Source organism: Pseudomonas azadiae, assembly GCF_019145355.1.
In the GTDB taxonomy this organism is placed as follows: domain Bacteria; phylum Pseudomonadota; class Gammaproteobacteria; order Pseudomonadales; family Pseudomonadaceae; genus Aquipseudomonas; species Aquipseudomonas azadiae.
This window is the reverse complement of record NZ_JAHSTY010000001.1, coordinates 2,085,845-2,108,654: the sequence shown is the minus strand read 5'-3', so window position 1 is coordinate 2,108,654 and position 22,810 is coordinate 2,085,845. Positions and strand designations below refer to the sequence as shown.

Here is a 22,810-nt window from a genome sequence, read left to right as displayed (position 1 = left end):
AGTTCGTTCTGCGTTAATTTAGGGAGAATCGTGGATGAGCATTGCCGTACCTGCCTTGCGACCCGAAGGCACCATCGCCCTGATCGCCCCCGCCGGCCCCGCCGCGCTGGACGTTGAAAAAGCCGGCCAATGGATACGCTCCCGTGGCTACGACCTGCGAATCCTGCCTGGCGTCTATGAACGCGACGGCTACCTGGCCGGCAGCGATAAAACCCGTCTCAACGATTTGCACACAGCCTTCGCCGACCCTGAAGTCGACGCCATCTTCTGCCTGCGCGGCGGCTACGGCACGCCACGTCTGCTCGACAGCCTTGATTTTGAACTGCTGCGCGGCAACCCCAAGCCCTTCGTCGGCTACAGCGACATCACTGCCCTGCACCTGGCGATCAACCGCTATGCCGGTTTCGTGACGTTCCACGGCCCGATGCTCAATGCCGACTTGCTCGGTGCCAAGCAACCACCCACCGAGTCGTCATTGCTCGGCATGCTGCGCGGTGACCTCGGTGCGGGCAGCGTGCTGGCACACCCGGCCGCCTTCCCGTTGATCACCCTTGAGCCCGGCATCGCCTGTGGTCACTTGCTGGGTGGCAACTTATCAATGATCGCCGCCGTGATGGGCACGCCCTACGAGATCGACGCCGACGGCATCATCCTGTTTATCGAAGACGTCAACGAGCCGATCTACCGCATCGACCGCCTGCTTACGCATTTACGCCTGGCGGGCAAGCTGGCCCAGGTGGCCGGCGTGCTGGTGGGGGATGTGGCGGGTGTGGAGCCTGTCGCCCTGGAGCGTCTGTTGAAGCAGACCTTTGCGCCGCTGTGCATTCCGGTATTGTCCGGCTGGCGCAGTGGGCATTGCGACCCGAACCTGACGCTGCCGATGGGTGCGCTGGTACGGTTGGATGCGGGGGAGCAGCGGGTGGTGCTGGAGCAGGATGTGGTCTTCAAATAGTTGCCGCCTGTGGTGCCGTCATCGCAGGCAAGCCAGCTCCCACAGGGGAATGCATTCCTAATGTGGGAGCTGGCTTGCCTGCGATAGCGCCGGTCGCCATAAGCAAATCTAACGGTTCTGCAACGATTCCAGCAGTTTCACCGTCGGATACCCATCCGCCGGCCAGCCCAGTGCCTGCTGCGCCGCGCGTATCGCCTTGCGCGTATTGGCGCCGATGATCCCGTCCGGGTTGCCCGCGTCATAGCCATTGGCACTCAGCGCCGTCTGCAAATCCATACGCTGTGAGCGGCTCAGCGGCAGCTCGTCTTTTGGCCAGTCGCCACGAATCACGCCGCCACCGCCGAACCGCTCCGACAGCAAGCCGACCGCCAACGCGTAGGACGACGAGTTGTTGTACTTGAGAATCGCGCGGAAGTTATCCAGCACCAGGAATGCCGGCCCACGGTAGCCCGACGGCAACAACAGCGCGGCGGACAGTTGCTCGACGTTGGGCGGCAGGCTTGCGCCCGGTGGCAGTTGGACGCCCAATTGCAGCCATTCGGCAACAGTCTTGCGGATGCCGCCATCGGCGAGGGCGTAATCAAAGTTCGTTGGCAGTTGTTTCACCTCGAAACCCCACGGCTGGCCTTTCTGCCAGCCGGAGCTTTGCAGGTAGTGCGCGGTGGAGGCGAGGGCGTCAGCCGGGCTGTTCCAGATATCGCGGCGACCGTCGCCATCGAAGTCCACGGCGTGGGTGTTGTAGGTGGTCGGGATAAATTGGGTCTGGCCCATGGCGCCGGCCCAGGAGCCTTTCATCTGGTCGGCCTGGATGTCGCCGTGCTGGATGATCTGCAACGCCGCCAGCAGCTGCGCCTGGGCAAACGCCGGGCGGCGGCCTTCGTAGGCCAGGGTCGCCAGTGAGCGGATCACTGAGTTATTGCCCTGGAACTGGCCGAAGTTGCTTTCCATGCCCCACACCGACACCAGCGCCTGGCGGTCGACGCCGTACCGTTGCTCGATGCTTTGCAGGATGTCGGCGTATCTGACCAGCAAGGCCTGGCCGTTGCGCACGCGCACCGGCGACAGGGCGCCGTCGAGGTATTCCCACACCGGGCGGGAAAACTCCGGCTGGCTGCGGTCGGCACGAATCACCGCCATGTCGGGCGTGACGTTGGCGAAGGCATCGTCGAACACGGCGGCAGTGATGCCCGCCTGCAGGGCTTGCGCGCGAAAGCCGGCCTGCCATTCGGCAAAGGTCTGGGTGGGTTGGATATCAAGATTGTCCACGGCCAGCGGGGCCACTACGGCAGGCGCGACCACCGGGGCGGTCTGGACTTTGGGCAGTGGTTGAGCGTCGGCGGCGGTTGGTTTCTCCGCGCAGGCGACAAGCAGAATGAGGCTGGAGGCAGCGATCAATTGGCGAAGGTGCCAACGACGGGAAAGACTAGAGGGCATGCACAGGTCCAGGGATTACAAATCAGAAGCAGACCTTATCATGCCGGAGGGGCGCTTGCCTTCAGGCAGCCAGAAAGTAAGAAGCCTCCCAGCTATTAGACTGGAAGGCTTCGCGGCGGTAGCTGCCTTTGCCCTTGCCGGCGCGTTCCTGGCGGCTGCGGAACAATGGCTGGGCGATGATGGATTTGGCCTTGTTGGGGCCATGCTTGGATGGCTTTTTGCTCATGATGGTACGCTCTTTGGGTGGGGGAATCGGAGCAAATAATCTGCTGAAGTTTGGCCGCTGTAAAGCCCGACGATGTGTAGGCTTTTTCAAAGAATCAAGTGGGCACGGTCAATGTGGGAGCTGGCTTGCCTGCGATGGCGGTGTATCGGTGCCAGAGATGCAAGCTGATCCACCGCTATCGCAGGCAAGCCAGCTCCCACAGGGGGGTGTGGTGATTTTGAGAGAGGTGTTATTCGGCAGGCAGAGTAAGGCGCTGGCCGCACATCAAAAGCGACAAACGGCTCAGGCTCATCCACGGCGAACCGGCTGCCTGGCCCTTGATCTGCGCATCGATGCGCTGCGCTTCCAGCAAAAGCTGCGCCCAGCGTTGCGCCGAGTGCCGTTGCAGGGCTTTGCTCATCAGGGGCTTGCGCTTGTCCCAGACCGGCGGTCGAGCCTGGCTGAAGCATTTGTCCAGCGGCGTGCCTTGGCTGTATTGCAGCGCGATATTGGCCAGCACCCGCAGTTCACGGGCCAAGGCCCACAGAATCACCGGCGGCTCCACGCCTTCGCCGCGCAGGCCTTCCAGCATGCGCAGTGCGTGGGCGGGTTCGCCGTTGAGGATCGCATCCACCAGCCCGAACACGTCAAAGCGCGCGCTGTCCGCCACGGCGCCCTGAACGGTTTCGACGGTGATCTGCCCGTCTTCGGCCATCAGCTTGAGCTTTTCGATCTCCTGGGCGGCGGCCAGCAAGTTGCCTTCGACCCGCGCGGCGATCAACTCCACCGCGTCCTGAGTGGCCGACAGCCCCGATTGGGACAGGCGCTGGCGAATCCACTGCGGCAACTGGCTGCTGTCCACCGGCCAGATCTGGATGAACTGGGTGTGTGCTCCCTCGACCAGGGCCTTGCCCCATTTGGTTTTCTGCGCACTGCCATCGAGCTTGGGCAGGCTGATCAACAGCACCGTGTCTTCGGCAGGCCGTGAGCAATATTCCATTAGGGCTGCCGCCCCCTTGTCGCCGGGCTTGCCCGACGGCAGGCGCAGTTCCAGCAGGCGTTTTTCGGCAAACAGCGACATGCTCGCGCCCGCTTGCAGCAACGTGCCCCAGTCGAAACTGGCGTCGGCGCTGAAAACCTGGCGTTCATCGAAGCCTTGCTGGCGCACAGCAGCGCGGATAGCGTCGGCGGCTTCCTGGCACAGCAGCGGATCGTCTCCGCTGATGATGTAGACAGGCGCAAGGCTGCCTTGCAGGTGCTTGGCGAGTTGGGCGGGGGCGAGTTTCATAGGCAGGGCGAACGGGGCGCTTGGCGCGCCCCGTCTGGCTTACTCGACAGGGACTTCAACAGGCGATTGTTTCGGCGTGTTGTCTTCGTATTCCTGGGCGGCCTTGAGCGCATCGGCATCAGCCTTTGCCTTGTCGTCAGCTTTCTGCTGCAGGACCTCGAGCTGTTGCGGCGTAATCATCGACAGGCGCACCATCATGCGCTGTACCAGCTCGCGACGCATTTCCTTGCGCACCTGAATGATTTCGGAGTCCGAACCCACCAGATTGTTGCCGTCGTGGCTGACAACTTTCTGAACCTGGAGGTCGTCGCCCATCAAAGGCACTTTGTCGCGGCCCTGGAGTTCAAAGCTGAGCACGCTGCTCAGTTCGATATCGGATGCACGACCGGCGCTGGCATAGCTGAGGTTGCGCTGGGTTTCCCGCTCGTTGGCCAGGTACAGCTTGTAGGTCGCGCCGTTGTAGACGTGAACGCCGCTGTTTTCCAGAACCTGACGCAGCTGGGTCACCGTTTCGCTGTAGGCGTCGCGGGCGCTGAGGTCCAGTTCCTTGACCGCCAGTTCGGTGGTGCCTGTGCCACGCAGTTGGAAGCCGCAAGCGCTCAGCAGCACGGCAAGGCCCATAACCAGCAAATTGCGTTTGATCATTTTGTTGCTCCCCTTGAAACCATGTGGGCCTTATCGAGGCCCTGAAGGCTTTATTCGGCGCAGCGCTCAAGCCCTGCGCCCGATCCGATTAGCTAGCGACGATATTGACCAGTTTGCCAGGCACCACGATCACTTTGCGGATCGTCAGGCCTTCGGTAAAGCGCAGCACGTTTTCGTTGATGCGGGCGGCCGCTTCCACGTCTTCGCGGCTGGCGCTGGCAGGCATGTCGATCTGGCCGCGCAGTTTGCCGTTGACCTGGATCACCAGCTGCAGCGTGTCCTGTACCAGGGCGCTGTCATCCTGCACCGGCCAGCGTGCATCAATGACCGCTTCGCTGTGGCCCAGACGGTTCCACAGGTCATGGCTGATGTGCGGCGTGATCGGGGCCAGCAGCAGGGTGACCGTTTCCAGGCCTTCCTGCACCAGCGCGCGATCCTGTTCAGTGGCTTGTGGGGCTTTTTCCAGCACGTTCATCAGCGTCATCACCTGGGCGATGGCGGTGTTGAACTTGTGGTGCTGGCCCACGTCCTGGCTGGCTTGCTTGATGGCCAGGTGGGTGCTGCGGCGAATGGCTTTCTGCTCGTCGTTCAAGGTCGCCACGTCCAGCTTGCCCGGCAGGCCCTGGCTGATGTGCGCGTGCGCCAGGCGCCAGACGCGCTTGAGGAAACGGTGCGAACCTTCGACGCCGGAGTCGGACCATTCGGCGCTCATGTCAGGCGGCGAGGCGAACATCATGAACAGGCGGCAGGTGTCGGCGCCGAACTGATCGATCATCGACTGTGGGTCAACGCCGTTGTTCTTCGACTTGGCCATCTTCTCGGTGCCACCGATTTCCACCGGCAGGCCGTCGGCGATCAACTTGGCGCTGATGACCTTGGCCTTGCTGTCGCGCTCAAGCTCCACGTCAGCCGGGTTGAACCAGGTGTAGGCGCCATTGGCTTCACGGCGATAGTACGTCTCGGCGACAACCATGCCCTGGGTCAGCAGGTTCTTGAACGGCTCGTCGGAACTGACCAGGCCTTCGTCGCGCATCAGCTTGTGGAAGAAGCGCGCGTACAGCAGGTGAAGGATGGCGTGTTCGATACCGCCGATGTACTGGTCCACCGGCAGCCAGTGGTCGGCTGCGGATTTTTCTACCAGGCCGCCTGCATAGTGCGGCGAGGCGTAGCGAGCGTAGTACCACGAGGACTCGACGAAGGTGTCCATGGTGTCGGTTTCACGCTTGGCAGGCTGGCCGCATTTCGGGCAACTGCACTCATAGAACTCAGGCATGCGCGCCAGTGGCGAACCGGCACCATCCGGTACCACGTCTTCCGGCAGGACGACCGGCAGCTGGTCTTCCGGCACCGGCACGTCGCCACAGCTTTCGCAGTGGATGATCGGGATCGGGCAGCCCCAGTAGCGCTGGCGGCTGATGCCCCAGTCGCGCAGGCGGAACTGGGTGCGCGAGGCACCGAGGTTTTTCTTGATCAGGGCAACTTCAATCGCGTCGAAAGCGCCCTGGAAATCCAGGCCGTCGAACTCGCCGGAATTGATCAGTGTGCCATGTTCGTTGTATGCGTCCTGCCAAGGCGCCGGGTTGGTATCACCCGAACTGGTACGCACCACGGATTTGACCGGCAGGTTGTACTTGGTGGCGAACTCGAAGTCGCGCTCGTCGTGGGCTGGCACGGCCATCACAGCGCCATCGCCGTAGTGCATCAGCACATAGTTGGCGACCCATACCGGCAGTTTCTCGCCCGTCAGCGGGTGCTCGACAAACAGGCCGGTCGGCAGGCCTTTTTTCTCCTGGGTGGCGACGTCGGCTTCAGCCACGCTGCCGCCTTTGCATTCGGCGATAAACGCCTGCAGCTCAGGATTGTTGTGTGCAGCCTGGGTGGCCAATGGGTGTTCGGCGGCTACGGCGACGTAGGTCGCGCCCATCAGGGTGTCCGGACGGGTGGTGAAGACTTTGAGCGCGCCCGCTTCGCCGATCGAATCGACGTTGTACGGGAACTGCACTTCCATGCCCTTGGACTTGCCGATCCAGTTGCGCTGCATGGTCTTGACCTGTTCAGGCCAGCCCGGCAGGTCGTCGAGGCTCGACAAGAGTTCATCCGCGTAGGCGGTGATCTTGAAGTAGTACATCGGGATTTCGCGCTTCTCGATCAGCGCGCCGGAGCGCCAGCCGCGACCGTCGATCACCTGCTCGTTGGCCAGCACGGTCTGGTCGATCGGGTCCCAGTTCACGGTACCGCTCTTTTTGTAGATCACGCCTTTTTCGAACAGACGCGTGAACAGCCATTGTTCCCAGCGGTAGTAGTCCGGCTTGCAGGTGGTCACTTCGCGGGACCAGTCCACCGCCAAGCCCAGGCTGCGCAGCTGGGTCTTCATGTAGGCGATGTTTTCGTAGGTCCACTTGGCGGGGGCCACGTTGTTTTTCATCGCGGCGTTTTCCGCCGGCATGCCGAAGGCGTCCCAACCCATGGGTTGCAGAACGTTCTTGCCTTGCATGCGCTGGTAGCGCGAAATCACGTCGCCGATGGTGTAGTTGCGCACATGCCCCATGTGTAGCTTGCCGCTGGGGTAAGGGAACATCGACAGGCAGTAGAAAGTCTCCTTGCCCGGCTGTTCACTGACTTCAAAGGACTTTTGCTCGTCCCAGAAGGTCTGGGCGGCATTTTCTATTTCACGGGGCTGATAGTGTTCGTGCATGGCTACTTTTGAACTGGATAGGGGTGGCCTAATCCTCTTCGGTGCAACGTTCAGGTTGATCGACACCGGAAAGCGGCGCGTCCGTGCCCAAACCCTGCGGGAAGTGGAGTGACAGGAAGCGCCGTAGCATACATGACCCCACTCTATCGAGGGAAACCCTGATTGCGCAGGCCAGGCCGTCTGTCGCGGCGCCAGGCAGGCGCAGCAACGGGGACTACGCTGTTTATTGGGGAGCAAGTCTTTCTTCAATGAGGTGAGGGGATGGTTGAATCGCAGCGAATCGTATCGAAACCGGATATCTACGAAGGACTGATCGACCGATTGGGTCGTGCATTGGATGCGGCGAGGACAGCGGGTCGATTGCGTGATGAACGGCCCGTTGAGTTGGAGTTGCGCGGTCTGAGCCGCGCGGAACTGGAACTGATCAAGGCTTATCTGGAACGCAATGGGCGTACCGCAGCACCCTGGGTGGCGAACCCGCCGGCCAAGGGGCCTGCTCATTCAGCCAAGGTGGTATGGCTCAAGGACTTGTCTGCCGGTCGAGGCCCGGAGAAGCTCCGGTCCGCCCGCTACAAGTAGTTCACTGCTCTCCTGAGCTGCACCGTTTTTATCGTAGAGATTGTCGCTAAACCCCGTTACACCTTAGGCTTCGGGCATCTATGGAGATGCCCGATGCCTATTCGTTATTTCATCAAACAACTGCTCCTGCCGCCCGGCATTCTCTTGCTGTTGCTGGCCCTTGCCTGGTGGTTTCGTCGCACCCGCCCACGCCTGGCGGCGTGTTGTTTTGCCCTGGGTTTGGGCGGGATGTGGCTGATCAGCCTGCCGGTGGTAGTGGAATGGAGTGCGCGGACCCTGGAAACCGAACCGCCGCTGGCACGGGAAGATTGGTCGACCCTGGCCGGGCGCGCCGACGCCATTGTGGTGCTGGGTTCGGGACGCGAGCGCGGTGACCCGGCCTGGGGCACCGACCAGCCCACCGGCATTGGCCTGGAGCGCCAGCGTTATGCCGCGCGTTTGGCCAAGGCTTCCGGTTTGCCGGTGCTGACCACCGGCGGCCTGCACTACGGCACGCCGCCCAGCGAGGCCGAGTTGATGGCGGTGTCGATGCGCGATGACTTCGGCGTGACCGTGCGCTGGAAGGAAGAGCGCAGCCGCACCACCTGGGAAAATGCGCAGATGAGCGCCGAGATACTGCTTCCAGAAGGCGTCAAACGCGTGGTGGTCGTGACTCAGGCCTGGCACATGCCGCGCGCGGTATGGAGCTTTGAGAAGGCCGGTTTCACCGTAGTGCCGGCGCCGGTGGGGTTTCTGGGCGTGGATAACGCTCGCCCGCTGGGTGGCTGGATGCCGGAGTTCAAGTCGATATGGCAGAGCGGGCAGTTGATCAATGAAGCGGTGGGGCAGGTGGGGTATCGAGTATTTTACAGGTAACACCGCAGGGCAAATGTGGGAGCTGGCTTGCCTGCGATGGCATCCCCCCGGTCTCACTGATACACCGAGGTGCCTGCATCGCAGGCAAGCCAGCTCCCACCAGGTTTTGTGGTTGTCTGTCAGACGGTCTTCGACATGCGGGCCGCCAACAGCGCCCAGCCGAACAGCAGCAGGCACACAATGATCAACGGCCACGAGCGCCATTGCAGGTACGGCGTGAGGTTGTGCATCGGCACCACTTCACCGTAGAGAATGCCGCGCTCGAATTGCGGGATCTGCGCGGTGATCTGCCCGAATGGGTTGATCAGGCCGGTCACGCCATTGTTGGTGGCGCGGATCATCCAGCGGCCGGCCTCAAGTGCACGCATCTGCGCCATTTGCAGGTGTTGCAAGGGGCCGATGGAACGGCCGAACCAGGTGTCGTTGCTGATGGTCAGCAGCAGGTCGCTCTGGGCCGAGAGGCCGGCGGCGAATTCCGGGTACACCACTTCGTAACAAATGAACGGCGCAATCTGGTAGCCCTTGGCCTGCAACATCGCCTGGTCAGCCGGGCCGCGGGCGAAGTCCGACATCGGCAGGTCGAAGAAGGCGATCAGGCCGCGCAGCATGTCCTGCAGTGGTACGTACTCACCGAAGGGCACCAGTTTCTGCTTGAGGTAGGTGCCGTCGCCTTCACCGACCACGGTGATGCCGTTGTAGTAGCGCTTCTGGTGATGCACTTCCTGGCGGATGGGCACGCCGGTGATCAGCGCCGTATGCCGGTCGGCGGCGAACTTGCCCATCATCCCCAGGTAGCCTTCGACGGACTCCTTGAGGACGGGCACGGCGGTTTCCGGCCACACCAGCAAGTCGACGCGCTTGGAGGCGAAGCTCATGTCGCGGTACAGCGCGAGTTGCGCATTGAGCTGCTCCGGGTCCCACTTCATGCTTTGTTCGACATTGCCTTGAAGGGCGGCCACGGTCAGCGGCGCGCCAGACGGGCTGGTCCAGGCGTGGTGCTTGAGCGCAAGGCCGATCGCCCAAGGCGCCACCAGCAACACCAGGCCCGCGCCGATAAACGCGTTGCGCTTGCCTGCCAGCAGGCGCGGCAGGTTGCACAACAGCGCCGCGGTCAGTGCCAGGGTAAACGAAATCAGCCACATGCCGCCCACGGGCGCCAGGCCCGAGAGGGGGCCGTCAAGCTGGCTGTAACCGGAGTACAGCCACGGGAAGCCGGTGAGGAACCAACCGCGAAACGCTTCCTGGCCCACCCACAGGGCCGCGAATGTCAGCGCATCCGCCAGCGGTGCTTCATTACGCCGCAACCAGCGTGCCCACAGCCACGCGGGCAGGGCAAAGAACCAGGCGATGGCGGCGGTAAACAGCAGCATCAGGAAGCCCGCCAGCAGCACCGAAGCGCCGCCGAAGTGGTGAATGCTGTAGTAGATCCAACTGGTGCCGGCACCGAACAGACCGAAACCAAAACACCAGCCACGGCCCAAGGCCTGGCGTGGGCTCAGTTCCCGCAGCCCCACATAAAACAATCCGACCGCCACCAGGGCCAGCGGCCACAGATCGAACGGCGCCAGCGCCAGGGTGGTGATGGCGCCGGCCACCGCGGCCAGCAGATTACCGGGCCAGCCGGGTGCGATCAGACGGCGCATTTCAGTCCTTAACGAGCAATAGGGGTCAGACGGATCAGGTGGATACGACGGCTGTCCGCATTGAGGATGCGGAACCGATACGCGCCGATCTCGGTGGTTTCGTTACGCTTGGGCAGATGCCCGAACGCGCTCATCACCAGGCCGCCGACGGTGTCGAACTCGTCGTCGGAAAACTCGCTGTCGAAGAACTCGTTGAAGTTCTCGATCGGCGTCAGGGCCTTGATCAGGAAATCACCGCTGGGCAGTGGCTTGATGTAGCTGTCTTCTTCGACGTCGTGTTCATCTTCGATGTCGCCGACGATCTGCTCCAGGACGTCTTCAATCGTCACCAGGCCGGCCACGCCGCCGTATTCGTCGATCACAATGGCCATGTGATTGTGGTTGGCGCGGAATTCGCGCAGCAGCACGTTCAGGCGCTTGGATTCCGGCACGAAGGTGGCCGGACGCAGCAGGTCCTTGATGTTGAAGCTGTCGCCGTTTTCCTTGAGGATCAGCGGCAGCAGATCCTTGGCCAACAGGACGCCCATGACGTCGTCATGGCTTTCACCGATCACCGGGTAGCGCGAGTGCGCTGAATCGATCACGGCCGGGAGGAACTCCCGTGGGGTCTGGGTCGCCTTGATGCTGATCATCTGCGAGCGCGGGACCATGATGTCGCGTACTTGCAGGTCAGCCACCTGAATGGCGCCTTCGACGATGGCCAGCGCTTCGCTGTCCAGCAACTTGTTCTGGTGGGCCTCGCGCAGCAGCTCAAGCAGCTCCTGGCGGTTTTTCGGCTCGTGGGCAAAAGCCTGGGTCAGTTTCCCCAGCCATGACTTCTGCCCGTTGCTCGATCGGTCTTCGCTCATAGCGATTACTCTGAATCCTTTAGTGTGACAGTTGAGTGTTTTTTAAACTTCGTCGTCTGCATACGGGTCCGGATGGCCCAGTTCTGCAAGCAACGTTTGTTCCAGCGCTTCCATTTCCTCGGCTTCGTCATCGTCTATATGGTCGTAACCCAAGAGATGCAAGCAGCCGTGGATGACCAGATGAGCCCAGTGGGCTTCGAGTGCCTTGCCCTGTTCCTTCGCTTCGCGTTCCACCACCTCGACGCAGATCACCAGGTCGCCCAGCAGCGGGATATCCAGCAATTCGTCCGGTACGTCGGCGGGAAAGGACAACACGTTGGTCGCGTAATCCTTTTGACGCCAGGTGTGGTTCAGCGCTCGACCTTCGGGCTCATCCACCAGACGGATGGTCAGCTCCGAGTCGGCGCTGCGCTGGCGCAGGGCCAGCGCACACCATTGGCGCAACTGTGCTTCGCTGGGGACGGGCGCTTCGGTGGCCAGCTGCAGGTCAAGCTCAAGCATCGCGGCGCGTGTCCTTGGCCGGTGCGTCGTCGCGATGATCGAAGCGCTCATAGGCCTCGACAATGCGCTGCACCAGCGGGTGGCGCACCACGTCCTTGGGCATGAAGTGCGTGAAGCTGATCCCCGGTACGTCCTTGAGCACCTCGATCACTTGGGCCAGGCCCGATTTGGTGCCCTTGGGCAGGTCAACCTGGGTGACGTCACCGGTGATCACGGCGGTGGAGCCGAAGCCGATGCGGGTGAGGAACATCTTCATTTGTTCGACGGTGGTGTTCTGGCTTTCGTCGAGGATGATGAAGCTGTTGTTCAAGGTGCGTCCACGCATGTAGGCCAGCGGAGCGATCTCGATCACTTGGCGTTCTATCAGTTTGGCCACGTATTCAAAGCCGAGCATCTCGTAGAGCGCGTCATAGAGCGGGCGCAGGTACGGGTCGATCTTCTGGGCCAGGTCGCCGGGCAGGAAGCCGAGCTTCTCGCCGGCCTCGACCGCCGGGCGCACCAGCAGGATGCGGCGCACCTGCTCGCGCTCCAGGGCGTCGACCGCGCAGGCCACGGCCAGGTAGGTTTTGCCGGTACCGGCGGGGCCGATGCCGAAGTTGATGTCGTTGCCGAGGATTTCCTTGACGTACCTCTGCTGATTCAGGCCGCGCGGGCGAATCATGCCTTTTTTGGTACGCAGCGCCACGCTGGCTTCGGCCACGGGGTTATTGGCGAGGTCTTCGACCGCCGATTCCTGCAGGTACAGATGCACGGTTTCCGGCGACAGCTCGCTACCCTTGGTTTCGCGGTAGAGGCGGCGCAGCAGGTTTTCTGCGGACGTCGTGTGTTGGGGTTCACCAATGAGCTCGAACTGATTGCCGCGGTTGCGGATCTCGATGCTCAGGCGTTGTTCGATCAGGCGCAGGTGCTCGTCGAACTGTCCGCACAGGTTGGCGAAACGGCGAGCCTCAAACGGCTCGAGCGTGAAACGATGGGGTTCTACTATGGGTGCGTTCAAGGTCGCTTTTAGCCGCCCTTTGGCTGTTGAGGTGGACTAGAGAATAACGCCAGCCGCCCGTGTGCGAAAGCACTTATATGGGCTGGGTTATCTCTCAAGAACAACAAAAATCTACTGTGGGAGCTGGCTTGCCTGCGATAGGGCCGGCACATTCAAAAAAGATATTGCCTGTTGCACCGCTATCGCAGGCAAGCCAGCTCCCACATTTGATCTTCATCAGGCTTGAAGGTTTGCATGTCAGTTAAGCAGCGACCCCCGCAACGAATGCGGTTGCGCCGCATCGATATGCACATCGGCAAACTGGCCGATCAGGGTCGGATTGTCGCACCGGAAGTTGACGATTCGGTTGTTCTCGGTTCGGCCCTGCAATTCGCCGGGGTCTTTTTTCGAGTAGTCGGTGACCAGGATGCGCTGGGTCGAACCGACCATTTGTCGGCTGATCTCGAAACCTTGTTGGTTCAGGCGATGTTGCAGCGCATTCAGGCGCTCTTTTTTCAGCGCTTCCGGGGTTTCATCCGCCAGGTCGGCCGCCGGGGTGCCGGGGCGCTGGCTGTAGACGAACGAGTAGGAGAAGTCGAAACCGACGTCTTCGATCAACTTCATGGTCTGCTCGAAGTCTTTCTCGGTCTCGCCGGGGAAGCCGACGATAAAGTCCGAGCTGATGCAGATGCCCGGCACCGCCGCGCGCAATTTGCGCAGTTTGGATTTGTACTCCAGCGCGGTGTGGTTGCGCTTCATCGCCGCCAGGATGCGGTCCGAGCCCGATTGCACCGGCAGATGCAGGTGCTTGACCAGTTCCGGTACTTCGGCGTGAGCCTGGATCAGGCTGTCGGAGAACTCCAGCGGGTGCGAGGTGGTGTAGCGAATGCGCTCGATCCCGTCCACGGCGGCGACCACGCGGATCAACTCTGCCAGGTCGGCCAGGCGGCCGTCGTGGGTCAGGCCGCGATAGCCGTTGACGTTCTGGCCCAGCAGGGTCACTTCACGCACGCCGTTTTCGGCCAGGTGGATGATTTCCGACATGACATCGTCAAACGGCCGGCTGACTTCTTCGCCACGGGTGTAAGGCACCACGCAAAAGGTGCAGTACTTGCTGCAGCCTTCCATTACCGACACGTAGGCGCTTGGCCCGTCGATACGCGGTTCGGGTAAATGGTCGAATTTTTCGATCTCCGGGAAGGACACGTCGACCTGCGGCAGCTTGGTGAGGCGCGCGGCGTCGATCATTTCCGGCAGGCGGTGCAGGGTCTGAGGGCCGAACACCACGTCGACATAGGGCGCGCGGTCGCGGATCGCGGCGCCTTCCTGGCTGGCCACGCAACCACCAACGGCGATCACCATGTCCGGGTTGGCCAGTTTCAGTTCGCGCCAGCGGCCCAGCTGGGAGTAGACACGGTCCTGGGCCCGTTCGCGGATCGAGCAGGTATTGAGCAGGATCACGTCGGCATCTTCGGCGCGGGCGGTGACTTCCAGGGCCTGGTGTTCGCCCAGCAGGTCGACCATGCGCGAGCTGTCGTACTCGTTCATCTGGCAACCGTGGGTTTCGATGTAAAGCTTCTTGGCCATGGGAATCGTCAACTGGTGGTAAAGAACCGCGCATTATAGGGCGCATGTCCATTGGTTCCTAGCGTTGTGCATCGGGTGCCATGCTATAGTTCGCGCCCTCTTTTATATCCCCGATGTGTTATCCGCCCACCATGACCAAACGTGAAGCTCCAATCTATAAGGTGATTTTCCTCAACCAGGGCCAGGTGTTCGAAATGTACGCCAAGCAGATCTATCAGAGCGATCTGTGGGGTTTCCTGGAGGTGGAAGAGTTCGTCTTTGGCGAGCGCACCCAGTTGGTCGTCGACCCCGGCGAAGAGAAGCTCAAGGCGCAGTTTGAAGGCGTGGTGCGCAGTTTTGTGCCGATGCATTCGATTGTGCGCATCGATGAAGTCGAGCGTTTGGGTACGCCGAAGATCAGCGAAGCGCGGGGCACCAGCAATGTAATGCCGTTTCCGATGCCGATGCCTGAGAAGTAGTAGGGCGTTAGACCGCGCCGCGCCCATCGCAGGCAAGCCAGCTCCCACAGTTGAATGCATTCCAAGGTTGGAACTCGATCGACTGTGGGAGCTGGCTTGCCTGCGATGGCGGTAGAAGGGTTTAGCTGAAATCAGGGCAGGGGTGAAAAGGGCGAACGCCCATCCGCACTCTGCAATTCCTGCAGATAATTGCGGAAAATCTGCCCCAGCACCTGGGTCGCCACTTCCAGCTCATCGCGCTGCATGTGCTCGGCCACTTCATCGGCCGTGTCCAGTGCGTCTTCGGCGCCGTTGACCGCGGCCATTTTCAGCACGATGTACGCCTGCACGTTGTTGGCCGGTACGCCTTCGCCTTTGAAAAACATGCTGCCCAGCTGAAACTGCGCCTGGGCGTGGCCCTGCAATGAGGCTTTTTCGAAGTAGCTCAAGGCCTTGTTGAGGTCGCGGGCAGGGTTTTTGCTGTCGTGGAAGTACTCGCCCAACTCGTATTGGGCCTGCGCATCCCCGCCGTCGGCCTGTTTCTGGCACGCGCTCAGGGTTTCGGCCTGGCTTTCTGGCTGGGTATTGAGGGTGCAGCGACCCATCGCTGGGATTAACAACGAGTTGCCGCCTGCTTGTGCATGTGCCAGCAGCGGCTGAAGGAGCAACAGGCAGCCCAGAACCAGGGTGCGGCCGGTGCGTTTCATGGGAATCGACTTACCTCTGACGGGGCGCGCGGACCCTCGTGGGATCCAATAAGCGCGCATTATGAAATAAGCAGGCCTCTGCTTACAAAGTCTTTACTCGTTTTTCTGCTGGTTGGGCAAGTTATCTGCCGGATTGCAGGTAATTTCTCGAAATAATTCGGAAATATCTGTCGGCAAAGCGGCAAATCAGGCACCGATCGCGCGATGCCTGAGGGTTGCGGCCGATTACTTCAGTGCAGCGAAGGCTCGCTCGGCGGCGTCGAGGGTCAGTTTCAGCTCGGCGTCGCCATGGGCGATGGAGGTGAAGCCGGCTTCGAAAGCGCTCGGTGCCAGGTACACACCGCCTTCCAGCATGAGGTGGAAGAAGCGCTTGAACAGATCGGCATCACTGCCCATCACGTCATCGAAGGTGACGATATCGTCGGCGCCGCTGAAGTACAGGCCGAACATACCGCCCGCCTGGGTGGTAACAAAGGGGATACCGGCGGCATCGGCGCGCTGTTGCAGGCCGTCGAGCAAACGCGTGGTGTAGTCGGTCAGTTCGGCGTGGAAGCCTGGGCGGCTGATCAGGCGCAGGGTGGTCAGGCCGGCGGCCATCGCCAGCGGGTTACCCGACAAGGTACCCGCCTGATACACCGGGCCCAGCGGCGCGATGTGCTGCATGATTTCGCGTTTGCCGCCGAAGCAGCCTACCGGCATGCCGCCGCCGATGATCTTGCCGAAGGTGCTCAGGTCCGGCGTCACACCGTAGTGGGCCTGGGCGCCGCCGAGGGCGACGCGAAAGCCGGTCATCACTTCGTCGAAAATCAACACCACGCCGTGCTTGTCGCACTGCTCGCGCAGCCCTTCGAGGAAGCCTGGCGCCGGCGGTACGCAGTTCATGTTGCCGGCCACCGGTTCGACGATGATGCACGCCACGTCCTGGCCGACTTCACTGAGCATCTGCTCGACGGCGGCGATGTCGTTGAACGGCAGGGTCAAGGTGTGTTTGGCAAACGCTGCCGGTACACCGGCCGAGCTTGGCACGCCTTGGGTCAGCGCGCCGGAGCCGGCTTTCACCAGCAGGCTGTCGGAGTGACCGTGGTAGCAGCCTTCGAACTTGATGATGCTGTCGCGGCCGGTAAAACCACGGGCCAGGCGGATTGCGCTCATGGTCGCTTCGGTGCCGGAGCTGACCATGCGCACCATTTCCATCGACGGCACAATGCTGCATACCAAGTCGGCCATCTCGGTTTCCATGGCGGTCGGCGCGCCGTAGGAGAGGCCGTGTTGCAGTTGCTGACGCACCGCGTCCAGCACGTCCGGGTGGCTGTGACCGAGGATCATGGGGCCCCATGAGCCCACATAGTCGACGTAGCGCTTGTCATCCTCGTCGGTGACGTAGGCGCCTTCGGCATGCTTGAAGAACAACGGCGTGCCGCCCACGCTCTTGAACGCACGCACGGGGGAGTTCACACCGCCGGGGATGTGTTTCTGGGCATTGGCAAACAGGGTTTCGGAACGGGACATGATGGGCTCTCTGAAATCAAATCTTGAAAAGGGCGTTGAACGCACGGGCGCGGCGCGTGACTTCCTGGGTGCTGTCGGCACCGAACAGGCCGTGCACCACCGCCAGCAGGTCGGCACCGTGGGCCACCAGGGGCTCGGCGTTCTCCAGGGTGACGCCGCCGATCACGCAGATCGGCAGGTGCAGCCGCTTGCGCGCTTGCGCGAGCATGTCGACGGCGGCGGCCGGGGCACCGGGCTTGGTGCTGGAATTGAAAAAGCGGCCGAAGGCAACGTAGCTGGCGCCTTCCTTGGCGGCCTGTTCGGCCAGTTCGATCTGGCTGTGGCAGGTGGCGCCGATGATCGCCTTGGAGCCGAGCAGCGCACGGGCCGGCGTCAGCGGGCCGTCGGTCTGCCCCAGGTGCACGCCGACGCCGAGGCGAGCGGCCAGTTCAGCGTCATCGTTGATGATCAGTTGAGTCTTGTAGCGCGAGCACAGTTCCCGCAGTTTTTGCGCTTCACGCAAGCGTCGGGCTTCGTCGCTGCTTTTGTCGCGGTACTGCAGCAGGGTCACGCCACCGTCCAATGCCGCTTCGACGTAGGCGAGGAATTTGCCGGCCAATAATTGGCTGTCGGTAATGGCGTAAAGGCCACGTAGTTTCATCGGGCGAGTCCCTTGATTTTACGAGCAGGGTGTTACGAGCAGAAATCCAGTGGCAACCGGCGCGGTACAAACTGGCCCTGGCCGAGTTGTTCGGCGTCACGCAGGGTGCGCCACGTATAGTTGAGCGCCGTTTGCACGGCGCTCACCAAGCCTTCGCCCTGGGCGATTCGCCCGGCCAACGCGCTGGCCAACGTGCAGCCCGAACCGTGATAACTGCCGGGCAGGCGCTGGCAGGTGAAGGTCTGGCGCGTGCCGTCGCGACTGTACAGGCGGTTGTGCACTTCGTGCTCGTCGCCGTGGCCGCCGGTGATCAGTAGATGCTTGATATACGGCAGCAGCTTTTCGGCGCATTCGTCCGCCGTGCCTTCAGGCAGTTCTGCGAGGATGCGCGCTTCGGGCAGGTTTGGTGTGGCGATCAGCGACAACGGCAACAGCCGCTCGCGCATCGCGAAGCCGACCTCGTCCTTGCCCAGGCTGCCCCCGCCACCGGCGCGCAGCACCGGGTCGCACACCACCGGCAGGTGCGGGTGCGCCTGCAGCAGTTCAACCACGGTGTCGACCATCGCGGTGGAACCGAGCATGCCCAGCTTGACCGCCGCCACCTCGGAATCGCCGAGCACGGCATTGGCCTGGGCCAGCACCCACTCGCGGTCGAGCACACGGAAATCGCTGACGTTGACGGTGTTCTGCACGGTCAGCGCGGTGACGGCCGCAGCCGCGTGGCAACCCTGGGCGAGCAGGGCTTCGATATCTGCCTGCAAGCCGGCGCCACCACTGGGATCATGGCCGGAGAGACAGAGGACAACGGGGCGAGAGCTGTAGATATTCATGGAGCGCGAGCTTACCACCAAACGCTTTTGGCGGGGCCTTCCGGCGAAGGTTGAATGATAGACGCATTTATCATGAGTTTTGGCGGTTTGCTAGTCTTCGCCGCGGTAGAGAAAGGCGCTGAAAGCCTTGTTCTAGAGCCTTTCGAAATTTTATTTCAATGGTGTCCAATGGCCTTTAGCGGCTATGCTAGAGTGGATCCAAACTACTTACTGTATTGCCGGTATACGTCTTCTCAAAAGGATGGGGGGCTTTTTGACATAACCGGACAGGCCACGCTGGGGCTCTATGCGCTATTTGCTGATGTTACTGTTGTGCGGGCTGCCGATGCTCGCCGGCGCCGTTGAGTTCACCCAGGACACGCGAAGCCTGCCGTTGGGCCGGGCCATGCAAGTGCTCGAAGACCCGACCGATGCGTTGACCATCGCTGATGTCAGCGCGTCTTCCGCCGCCGCGCAGTTCAAGCCCCACGACAAAGACACCCTGAATGCGGGCTACTCACGCTCGGTGTTCTGGCTCAAGGTCAATCTGCACTACCTGCCCAATCATTCCGACGCGCAACGCACCTGGTTGCTGGAACTGGCCTATCCGCCACTCGACCATCTTGACCTCTACTTGCCCGACAGCACCGGCACCTATCGCCTGGCCGGGCGAACCGGGGATGCGCTGCCGTTTTCCGCCCGCGAGATCCGGCAGAACAACTACCTGTTCAAGGTCGACTTTGTCCCTGGCGAGGCTAAAACCGTCTACCTGCGCCTGCAAAGCGAAGGCTCGATCCAGGCGCCATTGACGCTCTGGTCGAGCACCGCCTACCTGGAACAACAACCGCTGCGCCTGTATGTACTGGGCCTGATTTATGGCGTGTTGCTCGGCATGTTGGTCTACAACCTGTTCATCTACCTCAGCGTGCGCGACACCAGCTACCTCTATTACATCTTCTATATCGCTTCGTTCGGCATGTACCAGCTATCGGTCAACGGCGCGGCGGTGGAGTATTTCTGGCCGAACAACCCCTGGTGGGCGAATGCCGCGACGCCGTTCCTGATCGGTGCATCGGCGCTGTTCGGCAGCCTGTTTGCGCGCAGCTTTTTGCACACAGCCCAGCACAGTCGGTGGATCAATCGCCTGCTGCTGGCGCTGGTGGCCTGCGGTGGCGTGGTGATGTTGTTGTCGTTGATGACCAGCTACGCCCTGGCGCTGCGCCTGGCCACGGGGTTGGCGCTGATGTTCACCGTGACTATCTTTGTCGCGGCCATCAAGGCCTGGTATTGCGGCCAGCGCGTGGCGCGCTATTTCATCATCGCCTGGTCGGCGTTCCTGCTGGGTGGTGTGGTGAATACATTGATGGTGCTGGGCTACCTGCCCAATGTGTTCCTGACCATGTACGCCAGCCAGATCGGCTCGGCGATCGAAGTGGCGCTGTTGTCCCTGGCCCTGGCCGACCGCATCAACGCCATGCGCGAGCAACAGGCGCAGATCCTGTTCGATGCCAGCCAGAAGCTCGAAGTGCTCAACCAGCAATTGGCCCGCAGTAACCGCCTCAAGGATGAATTCCTCGCCACCCTGACTCACGAGCTGCGCACGCCCATGAACGGCGTGATCGGTTCCCTTGAGCTGATGCAAACCATGCCGCTGGACACGGACCTGGCGAGCTACCAGCAAACCGCCGCCGGTTCGGCGCGGGACATGATGCGCATGGTCAATGGCATCCTCATCCTGACCGAACTGCAGGCCGGACGCCTGGGTGCCCAGCCCCAGGTGTTCAGCCTGCGCGGCACACTCGACACCTTGCGTCAGCAGTTCAATGCCAGCGCTCTGGGCAAAGGCCTGGCGTTTTCCATCGACGTGGCGGACGAACTGCCGGACCGCGTGCTGGGCGATGCCGATAAACTGCTGCAGTGCCTGGACTGCCTGCTGGACAACGCCTTCAAGTTCACCCATGCAGGCTCCGTGCGCCTGCGTGTGGTCGGCGTGCCCCAGAGTAACGGTGCCCTGCACACGAGCTTTATCGTCACCGACACCGGTATCGGCTTTGCTTTCCTCGACGAGGCCACGTTGTATCAGCGGTTCTTTCAGCTCGATGGCTCCACGACGCGCGAGTACGGCGGCCTGGGTATCGGGCTGGCGATCTGCCGTCAATTGATCGAGTTGCTGGGCGGGCGCCTGACCCATCATTCCGAACCGAGCAAAGGCAGCCGCTTTCAGCTGGACGTGGCGCTCAGCCCGGCCCCGCCCGAAACCAAGCCTGCGCCAGAGCGGCAACGTTCGCCCCAGGAGTGCGCGGTGCTGTTGGTCGATGACAACAGCGTCGGCCAGTGGGTGGTGCGCGGCATGCTGCTCAAGCTGGGTTACCGGGTGAAAACCGTCGACACCGGCCCGGACGCGTTGGCGGCCTTGCAGGCCGGGGATTTCGACGCGGTACTGCTGGATATTCCTGAAGGTGGCTTCTCATTGTGCTGTCAGATTCGTGCACTGCCTGGCTGCGGTGAACTGCCGGTGATCGCCTTGAGCACCTCGCTGAATGTGCCGGAGCGTGAGCGTTGCCACGGGGTGGGTGTCTCTGATCGCCTGGCCAAGCCCGTGCGTTTCGAGGCGTTGCAAGCGGTCTTGGAACGCCGTTTGTTGTGTCCGGTAGAGGGCAAAAGCGCAGCGTATTCGGCGGGTATGCCACTTTTTTAAGCGGGTTGACGGTGCTTAACTGAAATCCAGGCCTCAATCAGACGTGGCCTTTTCCAGGAGGCCCGTATGAACCTGCACCCGTTCGCCGAAACCCACGACGTCACCAACCAGCCACCGTCCCTGGACGGCACCAACCTGTACCGTATCGATGTGCCCCTGCAGGAATGGTCGCGCCGCTTTGGCGCAGGCTGGGCGCACACGCGCATTGATGCCTACGGAGCGCTAGCCGGCGGGCCGCTGATGGCGGCCGGGTTCCTGGCGAACCAGAACAAACCGGTGTTCAACAGCCATGACCGTTACGGCCACCGCATCGACCTGGTGGAGTTTCATCCGGCTTATCACGAGCTGATGCGCACGGCCGTCGAGCACGGCCTGCCGTCGCTGCCGTGGGCCCATCCGCAGCCCGGCGCCCATGTGGCCCGCGCCGCCATGACTTACCTGCACAGCCAGGCCGAAGCCGGCACCGGTTGCCCGCTGACCATGACGTTCGCCTGCGTACCGGCCCTGCGCTTGCAGCCGGAGCTGGCTGACACTTGGCTGCCGAAAATCCTCGGCACCCACTACGACCCGCGCAACGTCGGCATCGCCCACAAGACCGGCGCCACCATCGGCATGGCCATGACCGAAAAGCAGGGCGGCACCGATGTGCGCGCCAACACCACCCGCGCTTATCCAGTAGGCGCCGGCGGCCCGGGCCAGGCCTATGAACTGGTCGGCCATAAATGGTTCTGCTCGGCGCCGATGTGCGACGCTTTCCTCACCCTGGCCCAGACCGACAAGGGCCTGACCTGTTTCCTGCTGCCCCGGCACCGCCCGGATGACACGCGCAATGCGTTCTACATCCAACGCCTGAAAAACAAACTCGGCAACTGCTCGAATGCGTCCAGCGAAGTGGAGTTTCGCGGCGCCCTGGCCTGGATGGTCGGCGAAGAGGGCCGGGGCGTGCCGACCATCATCGAAATGGTCGCCATGACCCGCTTCGATTGCATGGTCGGCTCCAGCGCCCTGATGCGCCAGGCGCTGACCCAGGCCAGCCATCATTGTGCCCATCGTTCAGTCGGCGGCCGCGTTCTCAGCGAGCAACCGCTGATGCAAAACGTGCTGGCTGACCTGGCGCTGGAAAGCGAAGCCGCACTGGCCTTGAGCCTGCGCATGGGCCGCGCGTTGGACCACTTGGGCGATGAGCAGGAAGCCAAGTTCGCCCGGCTGGTGACGGCGGTGGGCAAATATTGGATCTGCAAGCGCGCCCCGGCGATGATCAACGAAGCCGCCGAGTGCATGGGCGGCGCGGGGTATGTCGAGGACAGCATCCTGCCGCGCCTGTACCGTGAGGCACCGGTGAACTCGACGTGGGAAGGCTCCGGCAACGTGCAATGCCTGGACGTGCTGCGAGCGTTGTCGAAGGAGTCGGGGGTGCTGGAGGCGTTGTTTGAAGAGTTGGGGGACGGCCATGGGGACAAGCAATTGGCACGGCGGATTGAACAGCTGAAGTCGGCATTCATGGACACCCAAGACATCCAGTACCGCGCGCGGCAACTCACCGAGGATATTGCCGTGGCATTGCAGGCCAAGTTGTTGCTGGAGGCGGGGAATGGGGCGGTCAGCGATGGGTTTATCGCCAGCCGGTTGGGTGAGGCCTCCGGTCGGGTCTACGGCACTCTGCCGCGTGGGGTGGATGTGGAGGCGCTTGTCGCCCGCGCAACTCCTCAATCTATTTGAATAAACACGATCAATTGTGGGAGCTGGCTTGCCTGCGATGGCGGTGGGTCAGTCATAGGGTTGTCAACTGGCACACCGCTATC

General features: G+C 62.0%; 20 protein-coding genes. 6 read left to right on the top strand and 14 right to left on the bottom strand.

The genetic code is table 11. The features are described 5' to 3' along the window. The first annotated feature begins 34 nt into the window (after nt 1-34). Nucleotides 35-952, top strand: a complete 918-nt coding sequence (locus KVG91_RS09560; protein WP_169376743.1) for a S66 peptidase family protein — start codon at nt 35-37, stop codon at nt 950-952. Between the two features lie 108 nt (nt 953-1,060). On the opposite strand, the gene KVG91_RS09555 is transcribed toward KVG91_RS09560, so the two are convergent. The 5 genes from KVG91_RS09555 to leuS all read right to left on the bottom strand — a co-directional run bounded on the left by KVG91_RS09555 (nt 1,061) and on the right by leuS (nt 7,219). Further along, entirely contained in the window at nt 1,061-2,386 is a 1,326-nt protein-coding gene (locus tag KVG91_RS09555; protein ID WP_169376744.1) for a lytic murein transglycosylase, read from the bottom strand. Nucleotides 2,387-2,447: 61 nt separating this feature from the next. Further along, a complete protein-coding gene (gene arfA / locus KVG91_RS09550) occupies nt 2,448-2,612 on the bottom strand; it encodes an alternative ribosome rescue factor ArfA (RefSeq protein ID WP_003176285.1) in 165 nt (54 codons plus the stop codon). Nucleotides 2,613-2,841: 229 nt separating this feature from the next. Further along, complete coding sequence (gene holA, locus KVG91_RS09545) at nt 2,842-3,879, bottom strand: DNA polymerase III subunit delta (protein ID WP_169376745.1); 1,038 nt, start codon at nt 3,877-3,879, stop codon at nt 2,842-2,844. A 39-nt stretch (nt 3,880-3,918) separates the two neighbouring features. After that, a complete protein-coding gene (locus tag KVG91_RS09540) occupies nt 3,919-4,524 on the bottom strand; it encodes an LPS-assembly lipoprotein LptE (protein WP_169376746.1) in 606 nt (201 codons plus the stop codon). An 88-nt stretch (nt 4,525-4,612) separates the two neighbouring features. Next, on the bottom strand, nt 4,613-7,219 hold the full coding sequence (leuS, locus tag KVG91_RS09535; RefSeq protein WP_169376747.1) for a leucine--tRNA ligase: 2,607 nt from the start codon (nt 7,217-7,219) through the stop codon (nt 4,613-4,615). Nucleotides 7,220-7,480: 261 nt separating this feature from the next. Here leuS and KVG91_RS09530 point away from each other — a divergent pair, with 261 nt between their 5' ends. Beyond that, nucleotides 7,481-7,798, top strand: a complete 318-nt coding sequence (locus tag KVG91_RS09530; protein ID WP_169376748.1) for a hypothetical protein — start codon at nt 7,481-7,483, stop codon at nt 7,796-7,798. 93 nt (nt 7,799-7,891) lie between these two features. After that, nucleotides 7,892-8,653: a YdcF family protein gene (locus KVG91_RS09525; RefSeq protein ID WP_169376749.1), complete on the top strand. Its 762-nt coding sequence runs from the start codon at nt 7,892-7,894 to the stop codon at nt 8,651-8,653. A 119-nt stretch (nt 8,654-8,772) separates the two neighbouring features. On the opposite strand, the gene lnt is transcribed toward KVG91_RS09525, so the two are convergent. The 5 genes from lnt to miaB form a co-directional block, all read right to left on the bottom strand. Next, nucleotides 8,773-10,296, bottom strand: a complete 1,524-nt coding sequence (gene lnt / locus KVG91_RS09520; protein WP_169376750.1) for an apolipoprotein N-acyltransferase — start codon at nt 10,294-10,296, stop codon at nt 8,773-8,775. A gap of 8 nt (nt 10,297-10,304) precedes the next feature. Continuing rightward, nucleotides 10,305-11,144 carry an HlyC/CorC family transporter gene (locus KVG91_RS09515; RefSeq protein WP_010206772.1) on the bottom strand — a complete coding sequence of 280 codons (840 nt, stop codon included), beginning with the start codon at nt 11,142-11,144 and terminating at the stop codon, nt 10,305-10,307. A gap of 42 nt (nt 11,145-11,186) precedes the next feature. Beyond that, on the bottom strand, nt 11,187-11,645 hold the full coding sequence (gene ybeY, locus KVG91_RS09510; RefSeq protein ID WP_169376751.1) for an rRNA maturation RNase YbeY: 459 nt from the start codon (nt 11,643-11,645) through the stop codon (nt 11,187-11,189). Then, nucleotides 11,638-12,642, bottom strand: a complete 1,005-nt coding sequence (locus tag KVG91_RS09505; protein ID WP_169376752.1) for a PhoH family protein — start codon at nt 12,640-12,642, stop codon at nt 11,638-11,640. The genes ybeY and KVG91_RS09505 overlap by 8 nt, the downstream gene beginning before the upstream one ends. Before the next feature lie 237 nt (nt 12,643-12,879). Further along, nucleotides 12,880-14,208: a tRNA (N6-isopentenyl adenosine(37)-C2)-methylthiotransferase MiaB gene (miaB, locus tag KVG91_RS09500; RefSeq protein WP_169376753.1), complete on the bottom strand. Its 1,329-nt coding sequence runs from the start codon at nt 14,206-14,208 to the stop codon at nt 12,880-12,882. Between the two features lie 131 nt (nt 14,209-14,339). On the opposite strand from miaB, the gene KVG91_RS09495 reads away from it, so the two are divergent. Next, nucleotides 14,340-14,666, top strand: coding sequence for a DUF1820 family protein (locus KVG91_RS09495; RefSeq protein ID WP_003194436.1), 327 nt, complete (start codon nt 14,340-14,342; stop codon nt 14,664-14,666). Nucleotides 14,667-14,797: 131 nt separating this feature from the next. On the opposite strand, the gene KVG91_RS09490 is transcribed toward KVG91_RS09495, so the two are convergent. The 4 genes from KVG91_RS09490 to KVG91_RS09475 form a co-directional block, all read right to left on the bottom strand. After that, the gene (locus KVG91_RS09490; RefSeq protein WP_169376754.1) at nt 14,798-15,352 is read right to left on the bottom strand and encodes a tetratricopeptide repeat protein; all 555 of its coding nucleotides are present in this window, start codon (nt 15,350-15,352) and stop codon (nt 14,798-14,800) included. Between the two features lie 225 nt (nt 15,353-15,577). Next, on the bottom strand, nt 15,578-16,861 hold the full coding sequence (gene hemL, locus KVG91_RS09485) for a glutamate-1-semialdehyde 2,1-aminomutase (protein ID WP_169376755.1): 1,284 nt from the start codon (nt 16,859-16,861) through the stop codon (nt 15,578-15,580). A 16-nt stretch (nt 16,862-16,877) separates the two neighbouring features. Further along, nucleotides 16,878-17,501: a thiamine phosphate synthase gene (thiE, locus tag KVG91_RS09480; protein WP_169376756.1), complete on the bottom strand. Its 624-nt coding sequence runs from the start codon at nt 17,499-17,501 to the stop codon at nt 16,878-16,880. Between the two features lie 32 nt (nt 17,502-17,533). Further along, entirely contained in the window at nt 17,534-18,331 is a 798-nt protein-coding gene (locus KVG91_RS09475) for a hydroxymethylpyrimidine/phosphomethylpyrimidine kinase (RefSeq protein ID WP_169376757.1), read from the bottom strand. Nucleotides 18,332-18,617: 286 nt separating this feature from the next. Here KVG91_RS09475 and KVG91_RS09470 point away from each other — a divergent pair, with 286 nt between their 5' ends. Both KVG91_RS09470 and KVG91_RS09465 read left to right on the top strand, forming a co-directional pair. Further along, complete coding sequence (locus KVG91_RS09470) at nt 18,618-21,008, top strand: hybrid sensor histidine kinase/response regulator (RefSeq protein WP_169376758.1); 2,391 nt, start codon at nt 18,618-18,620, stop codon at nt 21,006-21,008. Nucleotides 21,009-21,074: 66 nt separating this feature from the next. Next, nucleotides 21,075-22,727: an acyl-CoA dehydrogenase family protein gene (locus tag KVG91_RS09465; RefSeq protein ID WP_169376759.1), complete on the top strand. Its 1,653-nt coding sequence runs from the start codon at nt 21,075-21,077 to the stop codon at nt 22,725-22,727. Nucleotides 22,728-22,810: the final 83 nt, after the last annotated feature.

Coding starts and splice junctions, on each gene's coding strand:
- KVG91_RS09540 (WP_169376746.1), bottom strand. CDS start 4,524: ATGATCAAACGCAATTTGCTGGTTATGGGCCTTGCCGTGCTGCTGAGC.
- KVG91_RS09530 (WP_169376748.1), top strand. CDS start 7,481: ATGGTTGAATCGCAGCGAATCGTATCGAAACCGGATATCTACGAAGGA.
- KVG91_RS09495 (WP_003194436.1), top strand. CDS start 14,340: ATGACCAAACGTGAAGCTCCAATCTATAAGGTGATTTTCCTCAACCAG.
- KVG91_RS09560 (WP_169376743.1), top strand. CDS start 35: ATGAGCATTGCCGTACCTGCCTTGCGACCCGAAGGCACCATCGCCCTG.
- KVG91_RS09490 (WP_169376754.1), bottom strand. CDS start 15,352: ATGAAACGCACCGGCCGCACCCTGGTTCTGGGCTGCCTGTTGCTCCTT.
- hemL (WP_169376755.1), bottom strand. CDS start 16,861: ATGTCCCGTTCCGAAACCCTGTTTGCCAATGCCCAGAAACACATCCCC.
- ybeY (WP_169376751.1), bottom strand. CDS start 11,645: ATGCTTGAGCTTGACCTGCAGCTGGCCACCGAAGCGCCCGTCCCCAGC.
- KVG91_RS09525 (WP_169376749.1), top strand. CDS start 7,892: ATGCCTATTCGTTATTTCATCAAACAACTGCTCCTGCCGCCCGGCATT.
- miaB (WP_169376753.1), bottom strand. CDS start 14,208: ATGGCCAAGAAGCTTTACATCGAAACCCACGGTTGCCAGATGAACGAG.
- KVG91_RS09475 (WP_169376757.1), bottom strand. CDS start 18,331: ATGAATATCTACAGCTCTCGCCCCGTTGTCCTCTGTCTCTCCGGCCAT.
- KVG91_RS09470 (WP_169376758.1), top strand. CDS start 18,618: ATGCGCTATTTGCTGATGTTACTGTTGTGCGGGCTGCCGATGCTCGCC.
- leuS (WP_169376747.1), bottom strand. CDS start 7,219: ATGCACGAACACTATCAGCCCCGTGAAATAGAAAATGCCGCCCAGACC.
- arfA (WP_003176285.1), bottom strand. CDS start 2,612: ATGAGCAAAAAGCCATCCAAGCATGGCCCCAACAAGGCCAAATCCATC.
- lnt (WP_169376750.1), bottom strand. CDS start 10,296: ATGCGCCGTCTGATCGCACCCGGCTGGCCCGGTAATCTGCTGGCCGCG.
- KVG91_RS09515 (WP_010206772.1), bottom strand. CDS start 11,144: ATGAGCGAAGACCGATCGAGCAACGGGCAGAAGTCATGGCTGGGGAAA.
- KVG91_RS09465 (WP_169376759.1), top strand. CDS start 21,075: ATGAACCTGCACCCGTTCGCCGAAACCCACGACGTCACCAACCAGCCA.
- holA (WP_169376745.1), bottom strand. CDS start 3,879: ATGAAACTCGCCCCCGCCCAACTCGCCAAGCACCTGCAAGGCAGCCTT.
- KVG91_RS09555 (WP_169376744.1), bottom strand. CDS start 2,386: ATGCCCTCTAGTCTTTCCCGTCGTTGGCACCTTCGCCAATTGATCGCT.
- thiE (WP_169376756.1), bottom strand. CDS start 17,501: ATGAAACTACGTGGCCTTTACGCCATTACCGACAGCCAATTATTGGCC.